Below are 21,114 nucleotides of genomic sequence, written 5' to 3'. Positions count from 1 at the left end.
AGATCTTGGCAGCCGGCGCCGCCGAACTAGAGGGTGTCGTCGCGAAACGACCCCGCCCTGTCAAAGAGGGCGGGGTCAAACGATCGTAGCGACGCTCNGATAGGATGATCGTCTTGGCGTCGAGAGACTGGATGGTGGATGGGCCGGCGGGATGACTCGTCCACGCCCACCATGATATCCGTAGATCATCCGGAAGACGTTCTTCGTGCTCCACGTGCGTCAGCCCCACCGCCCGTTCGGGCGGTGGGGCTGCCCCCGGCACAGCCGCGGCGGCGATCGGTCCCCGGCCACTGGAGCCCGGCTACCTGTCCCCGGGTAGCGGAGCCGGAGGACCCGCTGATCAGTCCGGGGGATCGTCGCCGAAGGGCCCGTCCGGGCCGTACGCGGCGACCTCGATGTCGATCATTGGAGGGCGCTGCGGATCCTGCAGGGGACGCAGCGGTGAGGTCGTCCCGCGGTGGTCCGCCCCCTGTTCCCACACGTTGAACTCGGCCATACTCGCCCAGACGCTGACCACCGCGAACCGGGACGGGTCCGCCGCCGACCGGTGCAGCGTGTTACCGAGCAGGCCAGGCGTGCCGACCAGCTTGGAGCTGATCTCGTGGTAAGCCCGCTCCACCGCGCCGGGATCGTCGGGCGGGTCGACCGCCCACAGCATGACCCGAACCTTCGCCGGACCGGCCACGGTCAGCTTCCCGCCGGAACGGTCAGGGAGGCCGCGCCGGCCAACTGGGCGACGACGGTACCGGTGACCATCGAGGCACTGGCGCGCAGCGGGTGCAGCGCCTTGCGGTGCACCAGGTGACGCTCGCTGTGCTCGAACTCGCGAAACTGCTCCTCGTCAACCCAGTCACTGACGATGTAGTACGTGCTCGGCTCCTCCTCCGAGCGGATCAGCCACTGCCCGAGGTTCGCCGGGTGCGAGGTGACCGCGTCGCCGATCCGCAGCCAGGTCTGCTCGAACTCGGCCTCCCGACCGGGGTGGATCCGCATTGTCAGCATGATCCGAAAAGGCGGGGTCGAGGTCATCAGATGCCTCCGTCCACGGCAAAGGTGGCGCCGTTGACGTAGGACGACACGTCGCTGGCCAGGAACAGGACGACCGCGGCGACCTCCTCGGCCGTCCCGATGCGTCCCAGCGGGATGCGGTTGGTGTAGGCCGCCTTGACGGCCGGGTCGATGCCCTCGGCATGGTGGGTCTCGATGACTCCCGGGGAGACCAGGTTCACCCGGATGCCGCGGACACCGAGCTCCTTGGACNGCGAGCGGGTCAGTCCGATCAGGCCGGTCTTCGCCGCGGTGTAGTGGGCCCGCAGCGGCAGACCGACCACCCCGGAGCCGGATCCGATATTGATCACCGAACCGGAGTCCCCCAGCAACGACAACGCGCCCTGCGTGACGAGGTGAGTGGCGGTGAGGNTGGNGGTCAGCACCTGCGTCCACTCGTCCAGGGGCAGCTGCGCGTAGGGGATGTGGCTGATCGTGCCGACGTTGTTCACGACGATGTCGAGGCCGCCCAGGTGGGTGCCGGTGGCCTCGACGAGCTCGGTGATCTGGCCCGGATCGGCGACGTCGGCCTGGACGAGCAGATGGTCGCCGCCGGTGTCCTTGAGCTCGCGGCGCAGGCTCTCGGCCTCCTCGGTCTGGCGCTGGTGGCCGGCAACGACCGTCGCTCCGGCTCGGGCGAGGCCGAGCACCACGGCCCGTCCGATGCCGCGGGTACCGCCGGTAACCAGGGCGCGTCGCCCGGCCAGGTCTGGGAACATCGCTGACTGTCTCCTGTGTCAAGGTGTCGGCTGGTGAGGTTCGGCTGGTGAGGTTCGGCTGGTGAGGTTCGGCTGGTGAGGTTCGGCTGGTGAGGTTCGGCTGGTGAGCGGGGGCAGGCGATACGGGCAGGCGATACGGGTGGGTACGTCCTCCTCAGCAAGGACCGACGGCGCGAACCACGAGGCTGNTGTTNAAACCGCCGTAGCCGCGGGCGTTCACCAGCGCCACCCGCACGGGTACACGCCGGGGCGTGCGCACGAGGTCGAGCCCATGGGCCGGATCGGGGGTGTCGAGGTTGCCCACCGCCGGGATGACCCCGTCCCGGATGGACAGCAACGCCGCGGCTACCGTCAACGCCGAGCCGCCGGCGAGGAGCCGGCCGACGAAGCCCTGCGGCGCCGTCACCGGGACCGTCCGGGCCCCGAAGACCGTGCGGATCGCCGCCGCCTCCTGGGCGTCGAGGTCCGGTGAACCAGCGCCGTCCGCGAAGACGACATCGACGTCGTCCGGGGTGAGGCTGGCGTCGCGCAGGGCCCGGCGCATCGCGGTGGCGAGCCAGCGCGCGTCCGGGGCGGGGCGTTCGTGGTGGGCGGCGTCGTGCGTCGCGGCGTAGCCGGCGATCTCGCCGTAGACGTGCGGGGCTCCCCGGGCGGCGGCGGCGGCCGGATCCTCGAGCACGAGCGTCGCGCCACCCTCACCGGGCAGGTAACCGTTCGCCCGAACGTCGAACGGCTTGTAGCCGTCCGCCGCGACGGTCGCGGTGCTGACCCGGCCACCGGACAGATGGCCGGCAATCGCATAAGGCGTCAGGCTCGCCTCGGCCCCCCCGGCGAGCACCGTCGGCGTGCCGCGGCGGATAATCCGCCGGGCCTGGGCCAGGCTGTCGATTCCGCCGGCACCGTCACTGACCAGGACCCCCGACGGCCCCTTCAGACCATACCGGATCGAGGTCTGCCCGGTCGTCGCCGCGTAGAACCAGGCGATCGACTGATAGACGCTCACCGCGGTGCGGCCCCGGGTCCACAGCCGTCCCAGCTCGCGCTGCCCGATGTCGACACCGCCCGACCCGCTGCCGAACACCACCGAGGTCGCATACGGATCGTGCGCGGCGGGGTCGTAGCGCGCATCGGTCATGGCGAGGCGCGACGCGGCCATCCCGAACCAGGTCCACCGATCGGTCTGGACGATGTACCGCTTGTCGACGTAATCCTCGACCGCGAAACCGGCGACCTCGCCGGCAAGGGTGGCGTCGTACCAGGTGGTGTCGAACCGGCTGATCGGCGCGATCTTCAGCTCGCCGCGCAGAGTTGATGCCCAGTACTCCTCCGTCCCGATGCCGCTGGGCGCGAGGACGCCGAGACCGGTGACGACCGGCCGGACCGGGGCCTGCGGCGAACCGTCCCGGTACGCGGGTCCCGCGGCCGTCGCGACGGAGGCCTCCACGGCGGCGTTCATCGCGTCGGGGCGGCGAGGACGATCGCCGACTGGAAGCCACCGAAACCGCTGCCGACCGACAGGGCCACGTCGACAGTGTGGTCCCGGGCGATGTTCGGGACGTAGTCGAGATCGCACTCGGGGTCGCGGGTGGTCCAGTTGGCGGTGGGGGGGATGACGTCGTTCTCGATCGCCAGGGCGCAGGCGGCGATCTCGATCGACCCGATCGCGCCCAGCGAGTGCCCGATCATCGACTTGATCGAGCTGACCGGGATGTCATACGCCCGCTGTCCCAGCGAACGCTTGAAGGCGGCCGTCTCGTGCCGATCGTTCTGCTTGGTGCCCGATCCGTGCGCGTTGATGTAGTCGATGTCGTCGGCCCCGACCCGCGCCGCGTCCATCGCGACCCGGATCGCCTCGGCCATCTCGACCCCGTCGGGGCGCAGTCCGGTCATGTGGAACGCGTTCGAGCGCGAGGCGTACCCACCCACCTCGCAGTAGATGTGCGCACCGCGCGACCGGGCGGCGGTGAGCTCCTCCAGGATGAGTACGGCGCAGCCCTCCCCCATCACGAAGCCGTCCCGGCTGGCGTCGAAGGGACGGGAGGCGTGTTCGGGGTCGTCGTTGCGGGCTGTCGTCGCGCGGATCGCGTCGAAGGACGCCATCGAGATCGGGGAGATCGGCGCGTCGGAGGCACCGGCGATGACGATGTCGGCCTCGCCGTCGACGATGAGCTGATGGCCGTAGCCGACCGCGTCGATGCCCGAGGTGNAGCCGGTGGAGACCACGAAGGCTGGGCCGTGCGCGCCGAACCGGCAGGCCAGTTCGGTGGCCAGGCAGCTCGGCACCATCGCGTGGTAGAGGAACGAGCTGGCGTACCGGGGATCAACCTCCCAGTCCCGCCCGCTGTCGGAGACCTCGACGTACTCGTTCTCCAGGCGGGTGGTCGCGCCCACCGCGCTGCCGATGCTGACGCCAACGATCGGGCCGTCCCCGGAACCGTCCCCGCCGTCCCCGGAACCGTCCCCGCCGCCCCGCAGGTCCAGGCCGCTGTCCTCCACCGCCTCCAACGCCGCGGCCAAGGCGAACTGCGCGAACCGGTCGTTACGCGCGATCTCCCGGGCGGTCAGGCCGGCCGCCGCCGGGTCGAAGTCGCACTCGGCGGCCACCTGGGAACGGAACTGGGTCGGGTCGAAGAACGACAGTCGCCGCGTCGCGGTACGGCCGTCGGTTAGCAGGGTCCAGAACTCCTTGCGGTTGACCCCACCGGGGGCGACCACCCCGATCCCGGTGACCGCCGTCCGTCTTGGTCCGCTCACTGTCCGGACCCGTGGGGCAGGGAGTCGACGGTGGGCGCCGACGGGGCGACCGGGACGTGCGGGGCATCCGGGTCGAGCGGTACCTCGGTGTCGACATGACCGAGGTCGGGCCGGGGTGCCAGCGGGCTGAGGTGAAAGACGAGGAAGGCGGTCTCCTCACCGGTGTTGACGACGCGGTGGCGCATCCCGATCGGGATGCACACCCCGTGGTCGGCCGGCAGGTCCTGGTACTGACCGTCCAGTCGGGCGGTCACAATGCCGCGCACGCAGTAGAGGAACTCCTCCGAGTAGGGATGCAGGTGTTCGGTCACCACCTCACCCGGCTGGAGGGTCAAGGTGCCGAAAAAGCCCGAGGTCGAGCCCACGGTCGCCGGTGAAAGCAGCGTGCGGACGTCACCGCCGCGCCGACGGTTTGGGGTCATGTCGTGAATGCAGAGAACCTTCGGAATCGCTGTCACGGAAGTCACCGGTCTCGTTCTCCTCAGACTTGTTCCGGCAGCGCGATGGAGACCGGGGGCAGCTCGGCGGCGGCCCGCTCGACCTTCTCCCGGATCACCGACATCTCGCGGGCGGTGTTGGCGTTGATGCGGTTGGTCATCTGCTCGTCGTTCACCGGCGCCGACGGGCGCATATGGAAGTCCTGCACCCAGCGCATGCGGGTGCCGGTGCCCTCCGGCGTGTAGCTCCAGTGGATGTGCATGTACTCGAACGGACCGGTCTCGACGCGGTACGCGCGCACCTGCCGGGTGGCCGGGTCGAGCGTCCGCTCGGACACCCAACTCCACGCCGTCCCGTTCTCGTCGGGATGCATGGTCAGGCGAAACTTGAAGGTGTTCTCATGGTGCTCAAGAATCTCTACCGAGGCGTATTCGGTAAAGAGGTCAGGCCAGGACTTCAGATCGTTGGTGATGGTCCAGACGGTTTCAATGTCGGCATCGATGAAAATCGAGTTGTCAGTGTGCCCGCTCACGTCGGCTCCGGTCGGCCTGGAAGGTATGGGGCGTGGGAACTAACGGCGGATTCAGACCGTCTCGCGCTGGCCGAGAGCCGTGTTCACCGTGGCCAGGATCTCGGCGAGGGTCCAGCTCTCCGGCAGCTCGGCCGGGAGGTCCACCCCGAAGGTCCCGGCCACCTCCGCCGAGAGCTGGAGGTAGGCGAGCGAGTCGAGGCCGATGTCGATGAAGGTCACATCCAGGTCCGTCGGCCGCTCGTCCGAGGGCAGACCGGCCTGCTCGACCAGGAAGTCGAGCAGGGCATCGGCCGACCATTGCCGGGGCATGTCGTACTCCCTTTTTCATTTTCGGGTTTCGGGGTTCACATGAAAAACTGGGCGTACCGGTGGGCGGGATCTAGGACGCGGTCGCTGATGACCGGTCGCGGCCACAGCCGGCGGGCCCGGTGCTCTGGCGGTGTACAGGAGCCCGGCCGTGTATCAGGAGCCCGGTGGCGCACCGGGGGCTCAGCCGGCCGTCCACGAGTAGAAACTCTGTGCCATCGCGTCCCCGGGGGTGCGCCAGGTCTCCGGGTCGTAGGCGGAGACGTATTTCCCGAGCTTTTTGCTCACGTCGACGAACAGCGGATGCTCATGGACGTTCTCGACGGTGTTCCTGACGTTAGTCGGAGCCTCGATAAGATGAAAGTAAAGGCCATGGAAGTGAAACAGGTCACGCCTGGTCACACCCACGATTCCGGGTAGTTCTCCGGCATCGGACTCGGCGAAGGTCGCCGCGATGGCGGGAGCGTCGGCAGGGTTCATCCTGGCCACGATGAGAGTCCGGTGTGACTGACCTCCGGACGGCGTGGCGGGGTTCTGCGGACCGGTGACTGAGGGACCGGTGACTGAGGGCACAAGAATCTCCTCGACATGTTCTTGGGAAGCGCGTGTTTGACCCCAGGCAAGCACGGGTACCGTGTGCATGGCAAGCACGGGTACCGTGTGCATGGGCAGTCAGGCGGACCGGCCATGACGGACCGGCCCCGGCACCTTGCGACGCGTTACAGGTGGCAGGGGAATCCGCCGACGAGCATGGAGCCGGCCGGGAGTGACCGGTGCGCGACCACCGCTTCCCACCCGACAGCCCTTCTGAAGCAGCCAGCCTTTCTAAAGCAGTCGGCTTCTTTGACTCATCGAGAGCATGGGGCCACGCGGCGCGGCTGTCCTGGATTTCCCCTGGCAGCAAGTTGCCCTGGCAGTCAAATGCCAACCAGTGCACACGGAGAGCACAACGCGGCTACAACCATCGCGAGCGGGCTTCCCGGTGCCCGGGGGTGGTCGACACGCCACCGGAGGAGAACCGGGATCTCGATCTCGTGGGAACCACGTCGTCCGCGCTCGGCCTCGGCCTGGTCGGGTATGGTGCTACCCAGAGCCGGCTACATCCAGAGCCGGCTACATCCAGAGCCGGCTACATCCAGAGCCGGCTACATCCAGAGCCGGCTACATCCAGAGCCGGCTACTCAGAACCAGCCGCTCAGAACCAGCCGCGTTGCGCGGCGAGGCTACCCGCCTGGAATCGGCTACGGGCGTTCAACCGTGCCATCAGATCGGCGATCATGCGGCGCACGGTGCGGACGGAGACGCCCAGATGGCGCGCGGCCGCCTCGTCCTTCATGCCGAGGCTGAGCAGACGCAGCAGCAGCCGTTCGGTGTCGTTCGGCGCGTCGTCACCGTCCCCGGGAGCGGCCATCGCCTCGCCGCTCAGCGGTTCGGCGGCCTCCCAGACCTGTTCGAACAGGGTGAGCAGCAGGGCGGTCAGCTCCGGGGTGCGCACGAGCAGGGTCTGGCCGGTCGCGAACCCCCGGCCCAGTCGGACCAGGCCGATCCGCCCGTCGACCGCGGTGGCGTCCAGCCGGGGATCGTCGATCATCCGGGCGTCCAGGCCATGCGCCGCCACGGTCCGCACATAACCGGCGCCGAGCTCGTCCAGGCGCACCGACCGGGGCAGGACGCTGCGCATCACCACACCACGCCGCAACGCACGCAGTTCGACCGGCATCACCTCGCGAGTCAGGGTCGAGGACCACTCGCGCCGGGTATGCAGCGCGAGCACCTCCCGCTCGGCTCGCCCGACGATCGCGAGCAGCTCCGCACGGGCCTGGTCGGCACTGTCTATCCGCCTTACCTCGGCGGTGTCCCCGCCGGGACGGCTCTCCAGGTAGTCCGAGACGAAGGAGCTGATCTGCGCCCGGGCCAGGAGCAGCCGCTCATGGCGACGGATCAGCTGCTCGTGCTGCGCCTGGAGCAGGTGGTCGAGCCCGGCTTCGGGATGCACCGCGACGTAGTGACCGGCCCGTTCGCGCGAGGGCAGCAGCAGACCCAGCTCGACCAGACGATCACGCGCCCGCCCCGCGGCGACCAGCGGCTCGCCGAGCATCTCCGCCACCTCGGGCACGCTCAGGACCTCGTGGCACAGCCACAGCCGATAGGCGGCCAGGGTGACCTCATCGATACCGAAAAGATCGAGCACCTTCCCCTTCCTCGGAGCAGGATCGGGACGTGGCCGACGGACGCCGACCGGACCAGCCGTGCCCACCGGACCAGCCGTGCCCACCGGACCGACGCGGCCGCTCACCCCGACCGCTGGGGCAGGCCCGGCCGGGACTCCGCGGACACCACGTCGAGGGCGTGGCGGACCAGCGACACCAGGGACTGCCGGACCGACTCCCGCTGCCGGGCGTCGCAGAACACCACCGGACGGCGCGGATCGAGGTCCAACGCCGCCCGGACGTCCTCCACCCGNTACTCCCGCGCACCGTCGAACCGGTTCAGCGCGATGAGGAACGGGATGTCGCGCTCCTCGAAGTAGTCGATGGCCGGAAAGGAGTCGGCCAGCCGCCGCGTGTCCACCAGGACCACCGCGCCGATCGCGCCGAGGACGAGCTCATCCCACATGAACCAGAACCGGTCCTGGCCCGGGGTGCCGAAAAGGTAGAGAATAATGCTGTCGAGAAGCGTGATCCGACCGAAGTCCATCGCGACCGTGGTTGTCGTCTTCGAACCGACCGCGCTGGTGTCGTCGATCCCTATGCTTGCGGCCGTCATCGCGGCCTCCGTGGTGAGGGGCTGAATCTCGCTCACCGAACCGACGAACGTCGTCTTTCCGACTCCGAACCCGCCGGCGATGATGATTTTTACCGGATGCGGCGGCGCCGTTTCCGGCGACCCCGTTCTAGAGGGCCTGTAGTCCATCGAGCACCTTTTCGATGAGGGCAATGGAAGGGCGGTCGGAGGGTCGGGCCGGTCGGGTCACGGTCACCAGGCCGGCGTCGAGCATGTCGCCGACGAGGACCCGCGCGACCCCGACCGGAAGATTCAGCCGAGCGGAGATCTCCACGATCGACTGCACGCGTTGGCAGAGCAGCGCGATGGCGCGCTGCTCATGCTCCAGCGTCCGCATCATCAGCCGGCCGTTGGGCGTGGTGGTCACCAACGCGACCAGCTCCAACGTCTGGTTCGTCGGCCGTGTCCGGCCCCCGGTGACAGCGTAGGGGCGGACGACCGGACCAGCCTCTTCGTCGAACCATTCATCATCGCGCGACATACCGGTCCTCCTGCCTTGAGAATTCTGCTGTCATCCGGTCGGTGATGGCAGGGGGTGACCGGCTGACCCACCAACCGATCGGACCCCCACCCGATCGCCGGGCCGATGTCAGAGTGGCAGCGCGGACTGCATCTGAGCCCGGAGTTCCGGGGTGAGAAACTCGCCGACCCGGGTCACCAGCAGCGCCATCTCGTAGGCGATGAGACCGATGTCCGCGCCGGGGCTGCTGAGAATGGCCAGGCACGATCCATCCCCGACCGCGGTGACGAACAGGAATCCCTCGTCCATCTCGACAATGGTCTGCCGGACGTTTCCACCCCCGAAGAAACGACCCGCGCCGCGCGCCAGGCTGTTGAATCCGGAGGCCACCGCGGCCAGTTGGTCGGCGGTCGCCCGGTCCATCCCGTACGAGGTGGCGAGCAACAACCCGTCAGAGGAAAGCGCAATCACATAGGTGACTTCGGGCACCTTCTTGACGAGGTTGTTGAGCAACCAGCTCATGTTCTCGGACGGCCCCAGCGGACGCATCAGGTCACCTTTCCTACATCGTCACCGTCGTTCGAAACCTGGCCGTCCGCCAGACCACGACCAAAGTTGTTCTGGAAGGACGACATCATGTTGCGGATCTCTTCCGGGCTCCGTTGCGCGGCGAGTATTCCGGAACGCTCCTCGGGAGTGTCCCGACGAAGCTGTGGCGCGAGACTGGCCCGCCGGGTGCGCTTGGGCAGGCCCACCTCGGTGAAATCGACGGGCAGCTGGCCGTCCGCGCCGGGCCCGGCCGGGTCAGCGGGCTCGTCCGAACGGGCCGAAGGCGCCGGGCGTCCGAGGGGGACGACCGTCTGGCCCATGGCGGGGGNGTCCTCGCGCTGGAATCCCTCGGAGCGTCCCACCGGCCGGCCCAGCGGTGAGGTGAACGGATCGGTTCGGGTGGCCTCCCGCGGGTCGGCGGAGCCGGGCTCACCACCGCGCGACCGCTCCCTGGCCATGGGGCTGTCACCGAACAGCGAGGTGACACGGCTGCCGGGTCCGCCGTCGCCGCCATACTCGGAGCCGGGCGCACCGTCGTGGCCACCCGGACCGGGGACGTCCCGTCCGTCCTGGAAGGGGCCATCCCGGAAGGGCTCCTCCCGGAAGGGTTCATCCCGGAAAGATGTGTCCTGTCCCGGACGGGCCGGCGGACCGCCGGGGTCGTCCGACCCGGGCGTCTGGGGATGGTCCGGGACGGCGGGGTGGGGCTGGTCCCCCACGGCCCTGCGGCCGCCACGCGAACGGCGCGACGGCAGCGGCGGGGGGNCACCGAAGTCGCGGGAGCCGGGCTTCCCGCCCGACCCNCCGTCCGGGNCGGAGCGCGGGGTCGAGGGACGCGGCGGAGCGTCCGAAGGCCTGCCGTTGGAACGGTGCCGCGGGCGGTCGGCGACGAACCAGCTCGATCGCACCGTGGCGAAGACCGGCAGATCGTCGATGAGCGTCTCGTCCTGACCGTGCGCAGCCGCGGCCGCGTCCTCGGAGCGCGCGGGGGGACCGGCGAGGTTGCCGTCCGCGTCCACCAGCGACCCACGGAACCGGTCCTCGTCGATGGCCGGGCCGTCGAGAGCCGGAACCCGCGTCATGGGGAGCGGCGGGGNGNTCTGCGCGGGCTCCGGCCGGGCCTCCCCGTCGGTGTCGACCTGCCGCAGCAGCGTGGTCGGCACCAGGACGATCGCCATCGTGCCGCCGTACGGCGAGGACCGCAGCTTCACCGAGATGGAATGCCGCTCGGCGAGCCGACCGACGACGAACAGGCCGAGACGCTCGCTGGTCGACAGGTCGAAGGGAGGCGGGTTGGCCAGCCGCTCGTTCACGGCGTCGAACTCCTCCGGACTCATGCCCAGCCCGCGGTCCTCGATCTCGATCACGAAGCCGTTCGACACCTCGTGCCCGGAGACATGCACCGGCGTGTGGGGCGGAGAGAAGGAGGTGGCGTTCTCGATCAGCTCGGCGAGCATGTGGATGACGTCACCGACGGCGTGACCGCTGATGGCCCCTCCGTCGATCGACATCACCTGCACCCGGGTGTAGTCCTCCACCTCGGCGACGGCGCCACGGACGACGTCCTTGACCGGGACGGGCCGGCGCCAACCACGGGCCGGCTTGGAGCCGGACAGCACGATGAGGTCCTCGGCGTGCCGGCGCATGCGGGTGGCGAGGTGGTCGAGACGGAAGAGCTCCTCCAGCTCGTCCGGGTCGGTCTCCTTGCGCTCCAGGGCGTCGATCACCTTGAGCTGGCGGTGAATGAGTGCCTGGCTGCGGCGGGCGAGGNTGAGGAACGTGTCCCCGATGCTCTTGCGCATCGCGGCCTGCTCCACCGCGGTCCGCACGGCCACCGCGTGCACGGTGCCAAACGCCTCGGCGAGCTGACCGATCTCGTCCTTGCTCCGGACCTCGACCGGGAATTCCTCCTCGGCCACGTCCACCGGCGACCCGCGGTGCAGACGGTCGACGACCCCGGGCAGCCGCTCGTTCGCGACTTCGAGGGCGCCGCGGCGCAGTCGGCGTAGGTCCCGGATCATCGGGCTCGCCACCAGGAGAGAAATCACCACCGACACCACGAGCACCAGCGCCACGCCGATACCGCTGAGGAGCGCGTCGCGGGTGGCCGAACTGGCGATCTTCGCGCTGGTCGTTGCGAGGTCGGCCGCGATCCGGCGTTCGACCTGCCGCATCGCATTGATCTTCGCGTCGGAGGCCTCCAGCCAGATCTGCGGGGTAACGGTCAGCGGCTGGCCGTTCTGCACGGCGTTGACCGTGCCGTCACGCAATGTCGCGGCGGCCGAGATCGTCCGGCCGACCGTCACGTTGTAGAACTCCTGCTCGTCCGCCGTGGCCGTGGTGCGGAACTGGGCCAGCCAGGCGTCCTCCGCCCCGCTCCTGGTCTGGATCTCCCGCAGCGTGGCCGCATCCGTCTGCTGGAGGAGGATCACGCGGACGACGGCGCCGCGCTGGTGGGCGACCTGTTCCTTGGCCTGCGCGATACTCACCAGTGTGGTGGCACCGTTGACCAGCGAGGTGTTGCGGCTTCCGGCCGCCACCTGGGCGTTGAGGGCGAGGAGATCGTCCACGGCACCCGAGTAGAAAGCAATGTTCTGGTCCACCTGCGCCTGGTGCGCGTCGATCGCCTTGCGCTGCGCAGAGAGCTTGCCGAGGCGTTCCGAGATCGACGCGAGCGTGGTCGCCAGGGTGTCACGACCCGCCGCGGGCAGCGCCGCCTCACCGGCCCGATAGACGGCCAGGGCCTTGTCCACCGGGCCGCGGGCGGCGAGCGCCGCCTGCTCCTGAGCGACGGCCATGTAGTTGGAACCGACATAGGAGTTCGTGGCGTACCGCTCGACCTGCAGGGCCTGGACCAGCTCGTTGCTTTTGATCGAGAAGTCGGCGAGTGCCTTGATGCGGTTGGCGACCCGCACGTTGTCGACGTTCCCCCGCACCTGTATCGCGCTCAGTACCGCGAGCGCAGCCAGGGGGACGACGAGAATCACCACTAGCTTCGAGCGGATGGGCCAATTCTGGAGCATCCGGTCCTCTCGTCCGGCACCCGGGAGTCGAGTGCCTCGTGTGCGGGGGTGAGTAGTCGAGTTCCATCGGGACATGTCACCGGAAGACCACAGACGACAACACCGGGCCAGCGCATTGGAGTAGGCGGTCCGGACATCGGGTGAATGTTCCGGGGGCGCGGACAACTGTAGCGGGTGAAGAACTAGCCCGACTGGGGGCACCCGCCTTCAACGCAAAAGGATGGCGAGGTAGCACCGGGTGACGAACATTCGCGGGCGCGCAACGCGCAACCAGAACCCGCCCCGAATTACATGAGCGCAGCCCGGACCAAACAACGACGATGCGCATGAACTAGCACTGACGGGCAGCAGTCGACGCCAACCGGCGCAGATCCTCCGCGGCCACGAAGGCTCCGATCAACCGGTCGCACCGCGCTCGACAACGCAAACACATCACATGTTGGCATGTTGCTGGAAGCACATCGCACGATCCGAGGCCACACAGATCACACCCTCGCAGCCCACCCGACCCCCGCCCGGGCCGCAGCTCCCACCTCTTGCCAGATCATGAAGAGTGGTTCCATTGTGGACATTGCAGACGTTGTAGACATTGCAGACACCTGGCGACGGGAACTGGGTCACCCCGCCCCAGCAGTCACCCCCGTCGACGATTGCCGATCAGGCGTCGACGATTGCCGATCAGGCCCTACCCGGTCCGCCGAAGCTTCAATCACTCCACAACAACTCCACGACAGACCTCCCCATCAACTCCCGTCCAATGAGCTGCTGCTGAACTGCTGAACTGCTGCGCTAATCGCCGAGCGAGGCCCCGGCTGGCGGAAGCGGCGGAGGTCACGGAAGCGGCGGAGGTGGCACAACTACTTTCACCCGAGGCCAGCCGGTGGCACTGTGCCCCTGAGCACGGTTGACGCCCCCGGGCACGGTTGACGCCCCCGGGCACGGCCGGGTCGGGAGCACGGCCGGGCCAGGGAACCCGACGGACCGGTGAGGAGACACGGATGAGCAGCCAGATCGAGAGCGAACCCGGCCAGGGCGCGCTGACGGTACGGATCAACCGCCCGGAGAAACGCAACGCCCTCACCCAGGCGATGTACCTCGCCCTCGCGGAGGCGTTCGACAAGGCCGAGACCGACCCGGAGATCCGGGTCATCCGGCTGACCGGCAGCGGCGGATCCTTCACCGCCGGCAACGATCTGGTCGACTTTCTGGCCGCCGACGCCCTCCGGGCGGAGGGTCCGACGCTGACCTTCATCCGGACGCTGGCCCGCAGCACGAAACTTCTCGTCGCCGAGGTCGACGGGCCCGCGATGGGCATCGGGACCACGCTGCTGCTGCACTGCGACCTGGTCTACGCGACCGAGCGCAGCACTCTCGGGATGCCGTTCGTCAACCTGGGGGTGATCCCCGAGTTCGGGTCGNCCCTCCTGCTNCCCCGCCGGGTCGGACCAGCCATCGCTGCCCGCCTCGTCTACTTCGGCGAGTCCCTCGGAGCGGCCGAGGCCGCCCGACTGGGGGTGGTGACCGAGGTACTTCCCGACGCCGAAGCGCTACGCGCCCGGGTCGACGACCGGGTGGCGGCGCTGCTGGCCCAGCCGCCGCAGGCGCTCGCGGCAGCTCGCGCCCTGCTGCACGACGGCGGGACACCGGAGGTGTTGGCGCGCATCGACGTCGAAAGCTCGATCTTCACCGAGCGCCTCGTCAGCGACGAGGCGAGATCCGCGATGACCGCCAGGCTGCCGGGCCGCCACGGCACGTCGGCAGCCGAGGGTTGACCGACCACCCGAGGGCTGACCGACGTCGGTGTCCGCCCGCTCGATGCCGTCCGTGCGATCCGGGAGGACCATCCCCGCAACGGCGACGAGGGCGACCGGTTCGCCCCGTCCGGGCGGGGCATACCGGTGTCTGTGACCCATTCCCTGCCGCACCAACGCGACCGGGGTAGTGCCCTCGGGCACCGGCCTTGGTGGCGCCGCGCCTTCTCCTGCGGCTCCTCCGGTCCGGGGGGGTTCCCCCCGGCTCACAGCGCATTCGGGCTACGCCGCGTCCTCGCTGCGTTCGGCCTGGTGTTCTGCGGGGTCTTCGCCGGTTTCTTCGCCGTCCGGGGGCAGACAGCCGGCGCCGCCTTCCTCGCCTTTCTCGCCCTCGTCGCCATCGTCGATCTGGTCGTCATCCAGCAACGGATCCGGCGCCAGACCGAATGATCCCCACGCCGGTCCGGATGGGCGGTGCTCCCGCATAAGGTGGCCGAGGATCGCCGCGTCCGGCACCGCCAGGCTCGCCCGCCAGCCTGGTCGGTCCGCGCCGATCCGGCTGGCGGAACGAGCAGGAGGATCTCAGTGGGCGGCGGGACGGGCTGCCGACCGAACGGGCGGCGATGAACGATCCGGAGGGCGTCTCCGGGCCGGTGTCGGCTGGCTTCGCGCGCGGCACCACCGACGAGGTGGGCCTGCGCCGCGGGCTTCGCCGGATGCGGCTCATCGCCGGCAGCCTGCTTGCCGCGGTGGTGACGATCTACCTCCTCGCCGCCCGCTGGCAGGCCCACGGTGGCCCGGGGTGGATCGGGTACGTGGCCGCGGCCACCGAGGCGGGCGCGGTCGGCGCACTGGCCGACTGGTTCGCGGTGACCGCGCTGTTTCGCCACCCACTCGGCCTCCCGATCCCGCACACGGCGATCATTCCTCGACGTAAGGACGCGCTTGGTCGGAGTCTGGAGAACTTCGTCGGCACCCACTTCCTCGCCGAGGACGTGATCCGGGAGAAGATCGACGGCATCGGAGTGTCCGCCCGGGTCGGTGCCTGGCTGCGCCAGCCGTCGCACGCCGAACGGGTCACGACCGAGGCGGCGGAGCGGTTCATCGCGGTGCTCTCCGGGATGAACGACGACCTGGTCCGCGAACTCGTCGAGAAGGCGGTGCTGCCCCGCGTCGTCGAACGGCCCTGGGCCGGGGCTCTCGGAATGGCGCTGGAACGGGTGGTCGAGGACCGGCTGCACCATCGACTGGTCGACGTGATCGTCACCGAGGCCGAGACGTGGTTGAAGCAGAACCCGGAGGTCTTCGCCCGCACCGTGCAGGAGCGGGCACCAAGCTGGTCTCCGAAGTGGCTGGACGAGGCGGTCGCGGCCAAGGCGTACAGCGAGGCGCTGCGCTTCACCGAGGCGCTGCGCACCGACCCCGAGCACCGGGCACGCCGCGCCCTGGACGCGTTCCTGCGCGGCTTCGCCGGCCGGCTGCGCACCGACGAGGCGCTGGGACGGCAGGTCGAGCAGATCAAGTACCGGCTCCTGGCCCATCCCGAGGTCGACCGGGTGATCTCCGCCATGTGGGCCACGGCGAAGAGCATCCTGCTCGATCTTGCCTCCGATCCGGGCAGCACGGCCCGGGTCCGCGCGACCGACGAACTCGCGGCCTTCGGCGCCCAGCTCGCCACCGATCCGGAGCTGGCGCGCACCGTCGACCACACCGTGGCGAACGCGGCCACCCGCGTGGTGTGCCGGCACAAGGACGACATCGCCGCGGTCATCGGAGATACTGTCGGCCGCTGGCAGCCCGACGAGGCCTCCCGGCGCATCGAGCTGCACGTCGGTCGCGACCTGCAGTTCATCCGGATTAACGGCACCGTCGTCGGCGCCCTCGTGGGACTGATCATCCACCTGGTCACCGAACTCGCCTTCTGACGCAACGGGTGGAGCTGAGGGAAGCATGCGGGGCAACGAGGACGATCGCCGTGGCGACGAGCGTGGGAGCCGGCCCGGCCCGGATAACCGACAGCTCGTCCGGGGACTGTCATGGCCGACGCCACCCGGTCGGCCCACCCTGCCGGTCGTCGGACTGATCATGCTGGTCTGGTTCGGACTGATCACCCGGATCGGCCACTACGACGTCGACGTCTTCCTGCGGGCCGGCGCGGCCGTGCGGCACGGGCTCGATCCCTATCCCGCCCCCGGCACGGGTGCGGTGTACTCCGGCTTCGCGTTCGTCTACCCCTACCTCACGGCGATGCCGTTCGCGCCGCTGTCCTGCCTGGCACATGCGGACGACATCTTCGTCGCGGGATCCGTGCTCGCCCTGCTCGGCGGGACCCACCTCGCCGGCGCCCGGGACTGGCGGGTGTACGCGCTGGTCATCGCCCCGTCGTGCACCATCATCGGGCTGCAGATGGGCACCCTCAACGCGTTGCTGTTCGCGGGGCTGGCACTGGCCTGGCAACGACGCGACCGGCCCTGGACCTGTGGCGGCGTCGTCGCGTTGCTCGTCTACAGCAAGCTGTTTCTCGCGCCGCTGCTGCTCTGGCTGCTGCTCGCCCGCCGGTTGCGGGCCTGGATGGTGGCCCTCGCCGGTCTCGGCGCCCTGTTCCTGGCCGGTGAGCTGCTCAGCCCGGTGGGAACAGCGACCTACGTCGGCATGCTGGACGCGCTCGCCCGGGCGGAGGCCCCGAACGGGCTCAGCCTCACCGGCCTGCTTGTCAACATCGGTGTCGCGATGGAGGCCGCCGCGTCGATCGCCCGGCTCTGCGCCCTGGCCGTCCTCGCGGTCTGCTGGGCGGCCACCCGGCGGGGCCACGACGAACGGCTGCTGTTCGCCGGTGCCGTCGCCGCCGCGATCCTCGCCTCCCCGATCGTGTGGAGCCACTACCTTCTCCTGCTGGTCGCACCGCTGCTCGTACTCAGCGCGCCTCGTCCAAGCCTCGCGGACGCCGGGGTCGGACCGGGCTGCCGGGTCGGATCCGGTGCCCCCATCGGGCCGGNCCCCGCCGTGGGATCGGGCACTCCGGTGAGACCGGGCACCGCCGCGGGATCGGGCACTCCGGTGGAACCACCCACGTGCGTGGGGCCGGTCTCCCCCGGTCCGACCGCCGCGTTCGCCGTGAGCTCCTGGTTCCTCGTGACGCCCCACCGCAGCACCACCATGGAGCTGCTGGCTGTCACGGCGATCCTCGGGCCACTCGTGCTGAGCTCGCTGCACGCCGGTCGGACGTCGCGGCCGTCGGCCACCCGGCGACGGACCGTCGCGGCGGCGGGCGGGCGGGCTGCGACGCCCGCCAGGCTCAGGCTCGCGGTCGGGCTCGGGCTCGCGGTCGTGTTCGGGCTCGGTGACGCGGTGGTGAATCTCGCGGCGGGGCACAGCGCGGCCGGGCGGGTGGTGGGTGCTTACGGGACACTCGTCGGCGTCGTCACCCTGGTGGCCTGGGCCGGGCACGTCACCGCCCGCGACCGGGGACTGCGCACCGCGGCCGGCGACCCGCTCGCCCGAAAGAGCAACCCGGGACGAACCAGCGGGTGAGCCCGAGACGTACAGCCGCAGGATCGGCGTCTCTCACACTCCGCGTGGCGGAACGGCGATGTACCTTGAACAGAACGACGGCTTGCAAGGCCGTCCGCGCCCGGCCGAACGGTCGGGTGTGCGAGGTCGGTGCGAGCGCCCTAGCGGGGATGACCCGCCGGTGGGTCCGGTCGCGAAACCCGGCCGTACCCCCGGCCTCCGGACGATACGCGGACTGGTGTGGGACACCTCATCCAGTCCGGGTGGACCCATGGCGGCCCTGACCTGATCGGCGGATCCTCTGTCTCAGTACGGAAACTCCCAGTCCCACCCGGGCCAGCAGTCCCCCGGCTCCCAGCAGTCGCACGCCCCGCAGCGCCAGCCTCGCCCGGCCCGGGGCCGCGGCGGTCCGGGCGGTGGCGGGGCCCGGGGTGGCGGCCGCGGCGCCGGCGGGCGCGGCCCGCGGTACAGCGGCTCCCGTTCCGGTGGCCCGGCGCGCCCGGCCGGACCGACCATCACCACGCGTGAGCCCCGGCCGCCGGCCGAGTCCTTCGAGGCCGCGGGCCTGCCCCGCCGGCTTATCAAGGCGCTGGCCGACCGGGACATCGCCGCCCCGTTCCCAGTCCAGGCATCGACCCTGCCCGACGTCCTCGCCGGGGAGAACGTCCTCGGCCGGGCCCGGACCGGCTCGGGCAAAACGCTCGCCTTCGGGCTGCCGCTGCTCGCCCGCCTGGCCGGCCAGGGGCCGGCCCAGCCCCGCCGGCCCCGTGCGCTCGTCCTCGTGCCGACCCGCGAGCTGGCCCAGCAGGTCAACGACGCGCTTGAGCCCCTGACCAAGGCGCTCAACCTCCGGCTCGCGCCGGTGTACGGCGGGACGTCCATCAGCCGGCAGATCTCCGCGCTGCGCCGCGGTGTGCACCTGGTCGTCGCCACCCCGGGTCGGCTCACCGATCTGGTGGAGCGCGGCGCGTGCGTGCTGGACGGGATCGAGATCACGGTCCTGGACGAGGCCGACTTCATGTGTGACCTCGGCTTCCTGCCCGCGGTGAAGGCACTGCTCGACGCCACTCCGGCGGACGGGCAGCGGCTGCTGTTCAGCGCGACGCTCGACCGGGAGGTCGAGGTGCTCGTGCGCGACTACCTGCCCGACCCGGTCCTGGTCGCGGTGGACTCCGAGGTCTCCCAGGTCACCACGCTCGCCCGGCACGCGCTCGAGGCCGTCGACCGGGCCGCGCAGGTCGCCTTGGTGACCGCGCTCGCCGGCGGCTCGGGGCGCACCCTGGTGTTCGTGCGCACCCAGCGTGACGCCGACTGGGTGGCCGAGTCGCTGAGCCGGGCCGGGGTGCCGGCCGAGCCGCTGCACGGCGGAATGCCACAGGGGGCGCGGACCCGGGCGCTGGCCGGTTTCACCGACGGCTTCTACCGGGTGCTGGTCGCCACCGACGTCGCCGCCCGCGGCATCCACGTTGACGGCATCCGGCTCGTCGTGCACCTCGGTCCGCCGGAGGACGCCAAGACCTACCAGCACCGAGGCGGACGGACCGCCCGAGCCGGCGCCGACGGTGCGGACGTGCTCGTCACCCTGCCCGCCGAACGCGGCAAGGTGCGCGGGCTGCTGCGCGCCGTCGGGATCGAGGCGAGGCCGATCCCGACGACCGCCGACGATCCGATCGTGCTCGAGCTCGCCGGGCCGCCCGCGCCCCGGATCAGCAAGGACGAGATCCCGCTAGCCCGCACGGGCGGCGGGCGGGGACCGCGCGGCGGCGGTACGCCTCGCGGCAACGAGCACCGGCCCGCCCGGCGAGAGGGGCACCGGTTCGGGCGGCCGGCGACCGGGCACGGCCGCCCGCCGCGCCGGGGCGCCGCTCCCGGAACGGCCTCCACCGCACCGGCACCGACAGCCTGACCGCCGGCTCCGGCGCGCCCCTGCGGGCCCGACCGGACGTCCCGCCCCGGCCGCGGGCTCCGGCCGACCGGCCCCGGTTTCGACCGGGCCGGTTGGCCGGTTGAACGCGCCTGACCAACGGCTCGCGCATGCTCTGCGCACGATCCGCGCATGCCAGGGCCATCCGACGGCCAATGAAGGGCGCAACGCATCGCCATCGTTCGGATTTGTGGTGTGACCAGGATCACTTGGAGACTTTGCGCGCCACGTCCACTCGATACCGTTTTAGGGACAGGTGTCGGTAACGATGGAAGGAGCGTTGCGCATGGAACAGGATGAGACGACCCACCTGGTCCCGGGGCTTTCCCTACCAGGTCAGCGGGAGACCGGCTCCGGCGTCCTCGACGGCGCGGAGGTCTTCGAGCCGGCCACGGAGACATTCTCGTTCGGGTCCGTCGCAAACCCGAACCGGCTCCGGCTCGGCGCCTCCCGGTCACTGTGACTTCTGGAGGTCGGCCGCCGTCGGGCGGCCGGCCTTGCTGTTTCACCGTCGGCTTCACCGCTGGCGGGTCTGTCGGCCACGAGGAGCGTCGTCCTACCGTCACAGCATGAGCAGCCGCGACGTGACCGCCCCCTCGGTCACCACACCCCCGGTGACCACACCCCCGGTTTCGGCGGACCCGTTCGGCCGGGAGAACCACCGGTCGTTCTGGGCCCAGCTGGACGGGCCGGTGCACTACGTCGACCTCGGGGGGGCCACCCGACGGCCCGCTGCTGCTGTGCGCGCACGGTCTCGGCGGCTCCCACCNCCCCTGGCTCGCCTTCGCCCCACTGCTCNCCCCGGTCTGCCGGTCCCCCGCCTCGCCGCGGCGGTCCTCGCGTACCGCCGCGGCCGCTACACCCCCCACCAGCTCGTCGACGAGAACCTGCGGCGGCTCTGCGCCGACCCCGGCCGCGTCCCGCCGGCGGCGATCGCGGCGATGGTGCGCGCGCAGAGCGAGCGCGGCGGGATCCCCGGCGCGGACCAGGCGTACGTGGGAGCGGCGCGCTCGGTCGTCTGGTCACTGGTGCGCCCGGCCTCGCTCGCGCACATGGTCCGCACCGTCCGGCAACCGACGCTGCTCGTCCACGGCTCCGCCGACCGGCTGATCCCGGTGGGCGTGGCACGCCATGTCGCCGCGGAACGCCCGGACTGGCGGGNGGNGATCCTCGACAGGTTCGGCCACATGCCGATGCTTGAGGCGAAGGCTCACCGCCGAGCTGGTGCTGGACTGGCTGGGCCGGGAGGCGGCGCACGCCCGGCGGCGGCGGTGGCGGCCGACTGACGCCGCCGGGCATCGGACCCGCTGGCGAACG

General features: G+C 70.5%; 20 protein-coding genes. 6 read left to right on the top strand and 14 right to left on the bottom strand.

Features of this window, described 5'->3' with window-relative positions:
* Positions 1-340: 340 nt before the first annotated feature.
* From ALLO2_RS11285 to ALLO2_RS11220, 14 genes are all read right to left on the bottom strand, one after another.
* On the bottom strand, positions 341-658 hold the full coding sequence (locus tag ALLO2_RS11285) for an antibiotic biosynthesis monooxygenase (RefSeq protein ID WP_051623809.1): 318 nt from the start codon (positions 656-658) through the stop codon (positions 341-343).
* 29 nt (positions 659-687) lie between these two features.
* Positions 688-1,029 carry an antibiotic biosynthesis monooxygenase gene (locus ALLO2_RS11280; protein WP_011437235.1) on the bottom strand — a complete coding sequence of 114 codons (342 nt, stop codon included), beginning with the start codon at positions 1,027-1,029 and terminating at the stop codon, positions 688-690.
* Positions 1,029-1,766 (bottom strand): SDR family NAD(P)-dependent oxidoreductase, encoded by a 738-nt coding sequence (locus ALLO2_RS11275; protein WP_035731842.1) that lies wholly within the window; start codon positions 1,764-1,766, stop codon positions 1,029-1,031. The genes ALLO2_RS11280 and ALLO2_RS11275 overlap by 1 nt, the downstream gene beginning before the upstream one ends.
* Positions 1,767-1,920: 154 nt before the next feature.
* A complete protein-coding gene (locus ALLO2_RS11270; protein ID WP_035731839.1) occupies positions 1,921-3,222 on the bottom strand; it encodes a beta-ketoacyl synthase N-terminal-like domain-containing protein in 1,302 nt (433 codons plus the stop codon).
* Positions 3,219-4,520, bottom strand: coding sequence for a beta-ketoacyl synthase (locus ALLO2_RS11265; RefSeq protein ID WP_035731836.1), 1,302 nt, complete (start codon positions 4,518-4,520; stop codon positions 3,219-3,221). The genes ALLO2_RS11270 and ALLO2_RS11265 overlap by 4 nt, the downstream gene beginning before the upstream one ends.
* Entirely contained in the window at positions 4,517-4,942 is a 426-nt protein-coding gene (locus tag ALLO2_RS11260) for a cupin domain-containing protein (protein WP_082456678.1), read from the bottom strand. The genes ALLO2_RS11265 and ALLO2_RS11260 overlap by 4 nt, the downstream gene beginning before the upstream one ends.
* Positions 4,943-5,001: 59 nt before the next feature.
* Entirely contained in the window at positions 5,002-5,490 is a 489-nt protein-coding gene (locus tag ALLO2_RS11255) for an SRPBCC family protein (protein WP_011437240.1), read from the bottom strand.
* A gap of 51 nt (positions 5,491-5,541) precedes the next feature.
* Positions 5,542-5,799, bottom strand: a complete 258-nt coding sequence (locus ALLO2_RS11250) for an acyl carrier protein (RefSeq protein ID WP_011437241.1) — start codon at positions 5,797-5,799, stop codon at positions 5,542-5,544.
* Positions 5,800-5,979: 180 nt separating this feature from the next.
* The gene (locus ALLO2_RS27185; RefSeq protein ID WP_049761097.1) at positions 5,980-6,288 is read right to left on the bottom strand and encodes a TcmI family type II polyketide cyclase; all 309 of its coding nucleotides are present in this window, start codon (positions 6,286-6,288) and stop codon (positions 5,980-5,982) included.
* A 703-nt stretch (positions 6,289-6,991) separates the two neighbouring features.
* A complete protein-coding gene (locus ALLO2_RS11240; protein ID WP_023840772.1) occupies positions 6,992-7,987 on the bottom strand; it encodes a LuxR C-terminal-related transcriptional regulator in 996 nt (331 codons plus the stop codon).
* A gap of 101 nt (positions 7,988-8,088) precedes the next feature.
* Positions 8,089-8,709 (bottom strand): ATP/GTP-binding protein, encoded by a 621-nt coding sequence (locus tag ALLO2_RS11235; RefSeq protein WP_035731828.1) that lies wholly within the window; start codon positions 8,707-8,709, stop codon positions 8,089-8,091.
* Entirely contained in the window at positions 8,690-9,061 is a 372-nt protein-coding gene (locus tag ALLO2_RS11230) for a DUF742 domain-containing protein (RefSeq protein WP_011437245.1), read from the bottom strand. Before ALLO2_RS11230 ends, ALLO2_RS11235 begins: the two co-directional genes overlap by 20 nt.
* Positions 9,062-9,169: 108 nt before the next feature.
* Positions 9,170-9,589 carry a roadblock/LC7 domain-containing protein gene (locus tag ALLO2_RS11225; protein ID WP_011437246.1) on the bottom strand — a complete coding sequence of 140 codons (420 nt, stop codon included), beginning with the start codon at positions 9,587-9,589 and terminating at the stop codon, positions 9,170-9,172.
* Positions 9,589-12,612, bottom strand: a complete 3,024-nt coding sequence (locus tag ALLO2_RS11220; protein WP_035731826.1) for a nitrate- and nitrite sensing domain-containing protein — start codon at positions 12,610-12,612, stop codon at positions 9,589-9,591. The genes ALLO2_RS11225 and ALLO2_RS11220 overlap by 1 nt, the downstream gene beginning before the upstream one ends.
* A 998-nt stretch (positions 12,613-13,610) precedes the next feature.
* On the opposite strand from ALLO2_RS11220, the gene ALLO2_RS11215 reads away from it, so the two are divergent.
* The 6 genes from ALLO2_RS11215 to ALLO2_RS26380 all read left to right on the top strand — a co-directional run bounded on the left by ALLO2_RS11215 (position 13,611) and on the right by ALLO2_RS26380 (position 20,260).
* Positions 13,611-14,384, top strand: coding sequence for an enoyl-CoA hydratase-related protein (locus ALLO2_RS11215; RefSeq protein ID WP_035731823.1), 774 nt, complete (start codon positions 13,611-13,613; stop codon positions 14,382-14,384).
* A 132-nt stretch (positions 14,385-14,516) separates the two neighbouring features.
* Positions 14,517-14,813 (top strand): DUF6343 family protein, encoded by a 297-nt coding sequence (locus ALLO2_RS11210; protein ID WP_035731821.1) that lies wholly within the window; start codon positions 14,517-14,519, stop codon positions 14,811-14,813.
* A gap of 173 nt (positions 14,814-14,986) precedes the next feature.
* Positions 14,987-16,288: a DUF445 domain-containing protein gene (locus ALLO2_RS11205; RefSeq protein ID WP_023840773.1), complete on the top strand. Its 1,302-nt coding sequence runs from the start codon at positions 14,987-14,989 to the stop codon at positions 16,286-16,288.
* 25 nt (positions 16,289-16,313) lie between these two features.
* A complete protein-coding gene (locus ALLO2_RS11200; RefSeq protein WP_051875095.1) occupies positions 16,314-17,894 on the top strand; it encodes a glycosyltransferase 87 family protein in 1,581 nt (526 codons plus the stop codon).
* Between the two features lie 616 nt (positions 17,895-18,510).
* Positions 18,511-19,779: a DEAD/DEAH box helicase gene (locus ALLO2_RS11195; protein WP_035731820.1), complete on the top strand. Its 1,269-nt coding sequence runs from the start codon at positions 18,511-18,513 to the stop codon at positions 19,777-19,779.
* Between the two features lie 304 nt (positions 19,780-20,083).
* Positions 20,084-20,260, top strand: a complete 177-nt coding sequence (locus tag ALLO2_RS26380; protein WP_023840775.1) for a hypothetical protein — start codon at positions 20,084-20,086, stop codon at positions 20,258-20,260.
* Positions 20,261-21,114 lie beyond the last annotated feature (854 nt).

This window comes from Frankia sp. Allo2 (genome assembly GCF_000733325.1).
GTDB classification, from domain to species: Bacteria; Actinomycetota; Actinomycetes; order Frankiales; family Frankiaceae; genus Frankia; species Frankia casuarinae.
Note: the sequence above shows the minus strand (reverse complement) of the source record. Positions and strands in the feature narration are given on the sequence as shown.

Excerpts from the sequence above, each read along its gene's own strand:
- ALLO2_RS11225 (WP_011437246.1), bottom strand. The coding sequence starts at position 9,589 with ATGCGTCCGCTGGGGCCGTCCGAGAACATGAGCTGGTTGCTCAACAAC.
- ALLO2_RS11280 (WP_011437235.1), bottom strand. The coding sequence starts at position 1,029 with ATGACCTCGACCCCGCCTTTTCGGATCATGCTGACAATGCGGATCCAC.
- ALLO2_RS11230 (WP_011437245.1), bottom strand. The coding sequence starts at position 9,061 with ATGTCGCGCGATGATGAATGGTTCGACGAAGAGGCTGGTCCGGTCGTC.
- ALLO2_RS11260 (WP_082456678.1), bottom strand. The coding sequence starts at position 4,942 with ATGACCCCAAACCGTCGGCGCGGCGGTGACGTCCGCACGCTGCTTTCA.
- ALLO2_RS11285 (WP_051623809.1), bottom strand. The coding sequence starts at position 658 with ATGCTGTGGGCGGTCGACCCGCCCGACGATCCCGGCGCGGTGGAGCGG.
- ALLO2_RS26380 (WP_023840775.1), top strand. The coding sequence starts at position 20,084 with ATGGAACAGGATGAGACGACCCACCTGGTCCCGGGGCTTTCCCTACCA.
- ALLO2_RS11250 (WP_011437241.1), bottom strand. The coding sequence starts at position 5,799 with ATGCCCCGGCAATGGTCGGCCGATGCCCTGCTCGACTTCCTGGTCGAG.
- ALLO2_RS11205 (WP_023840773.1), top strand. The coding sequence starts at position 14,987 with ATGAACGATCCGGAGGGCGTCTCCGGGCCGGTGTCGGCTGGCTTCGCG.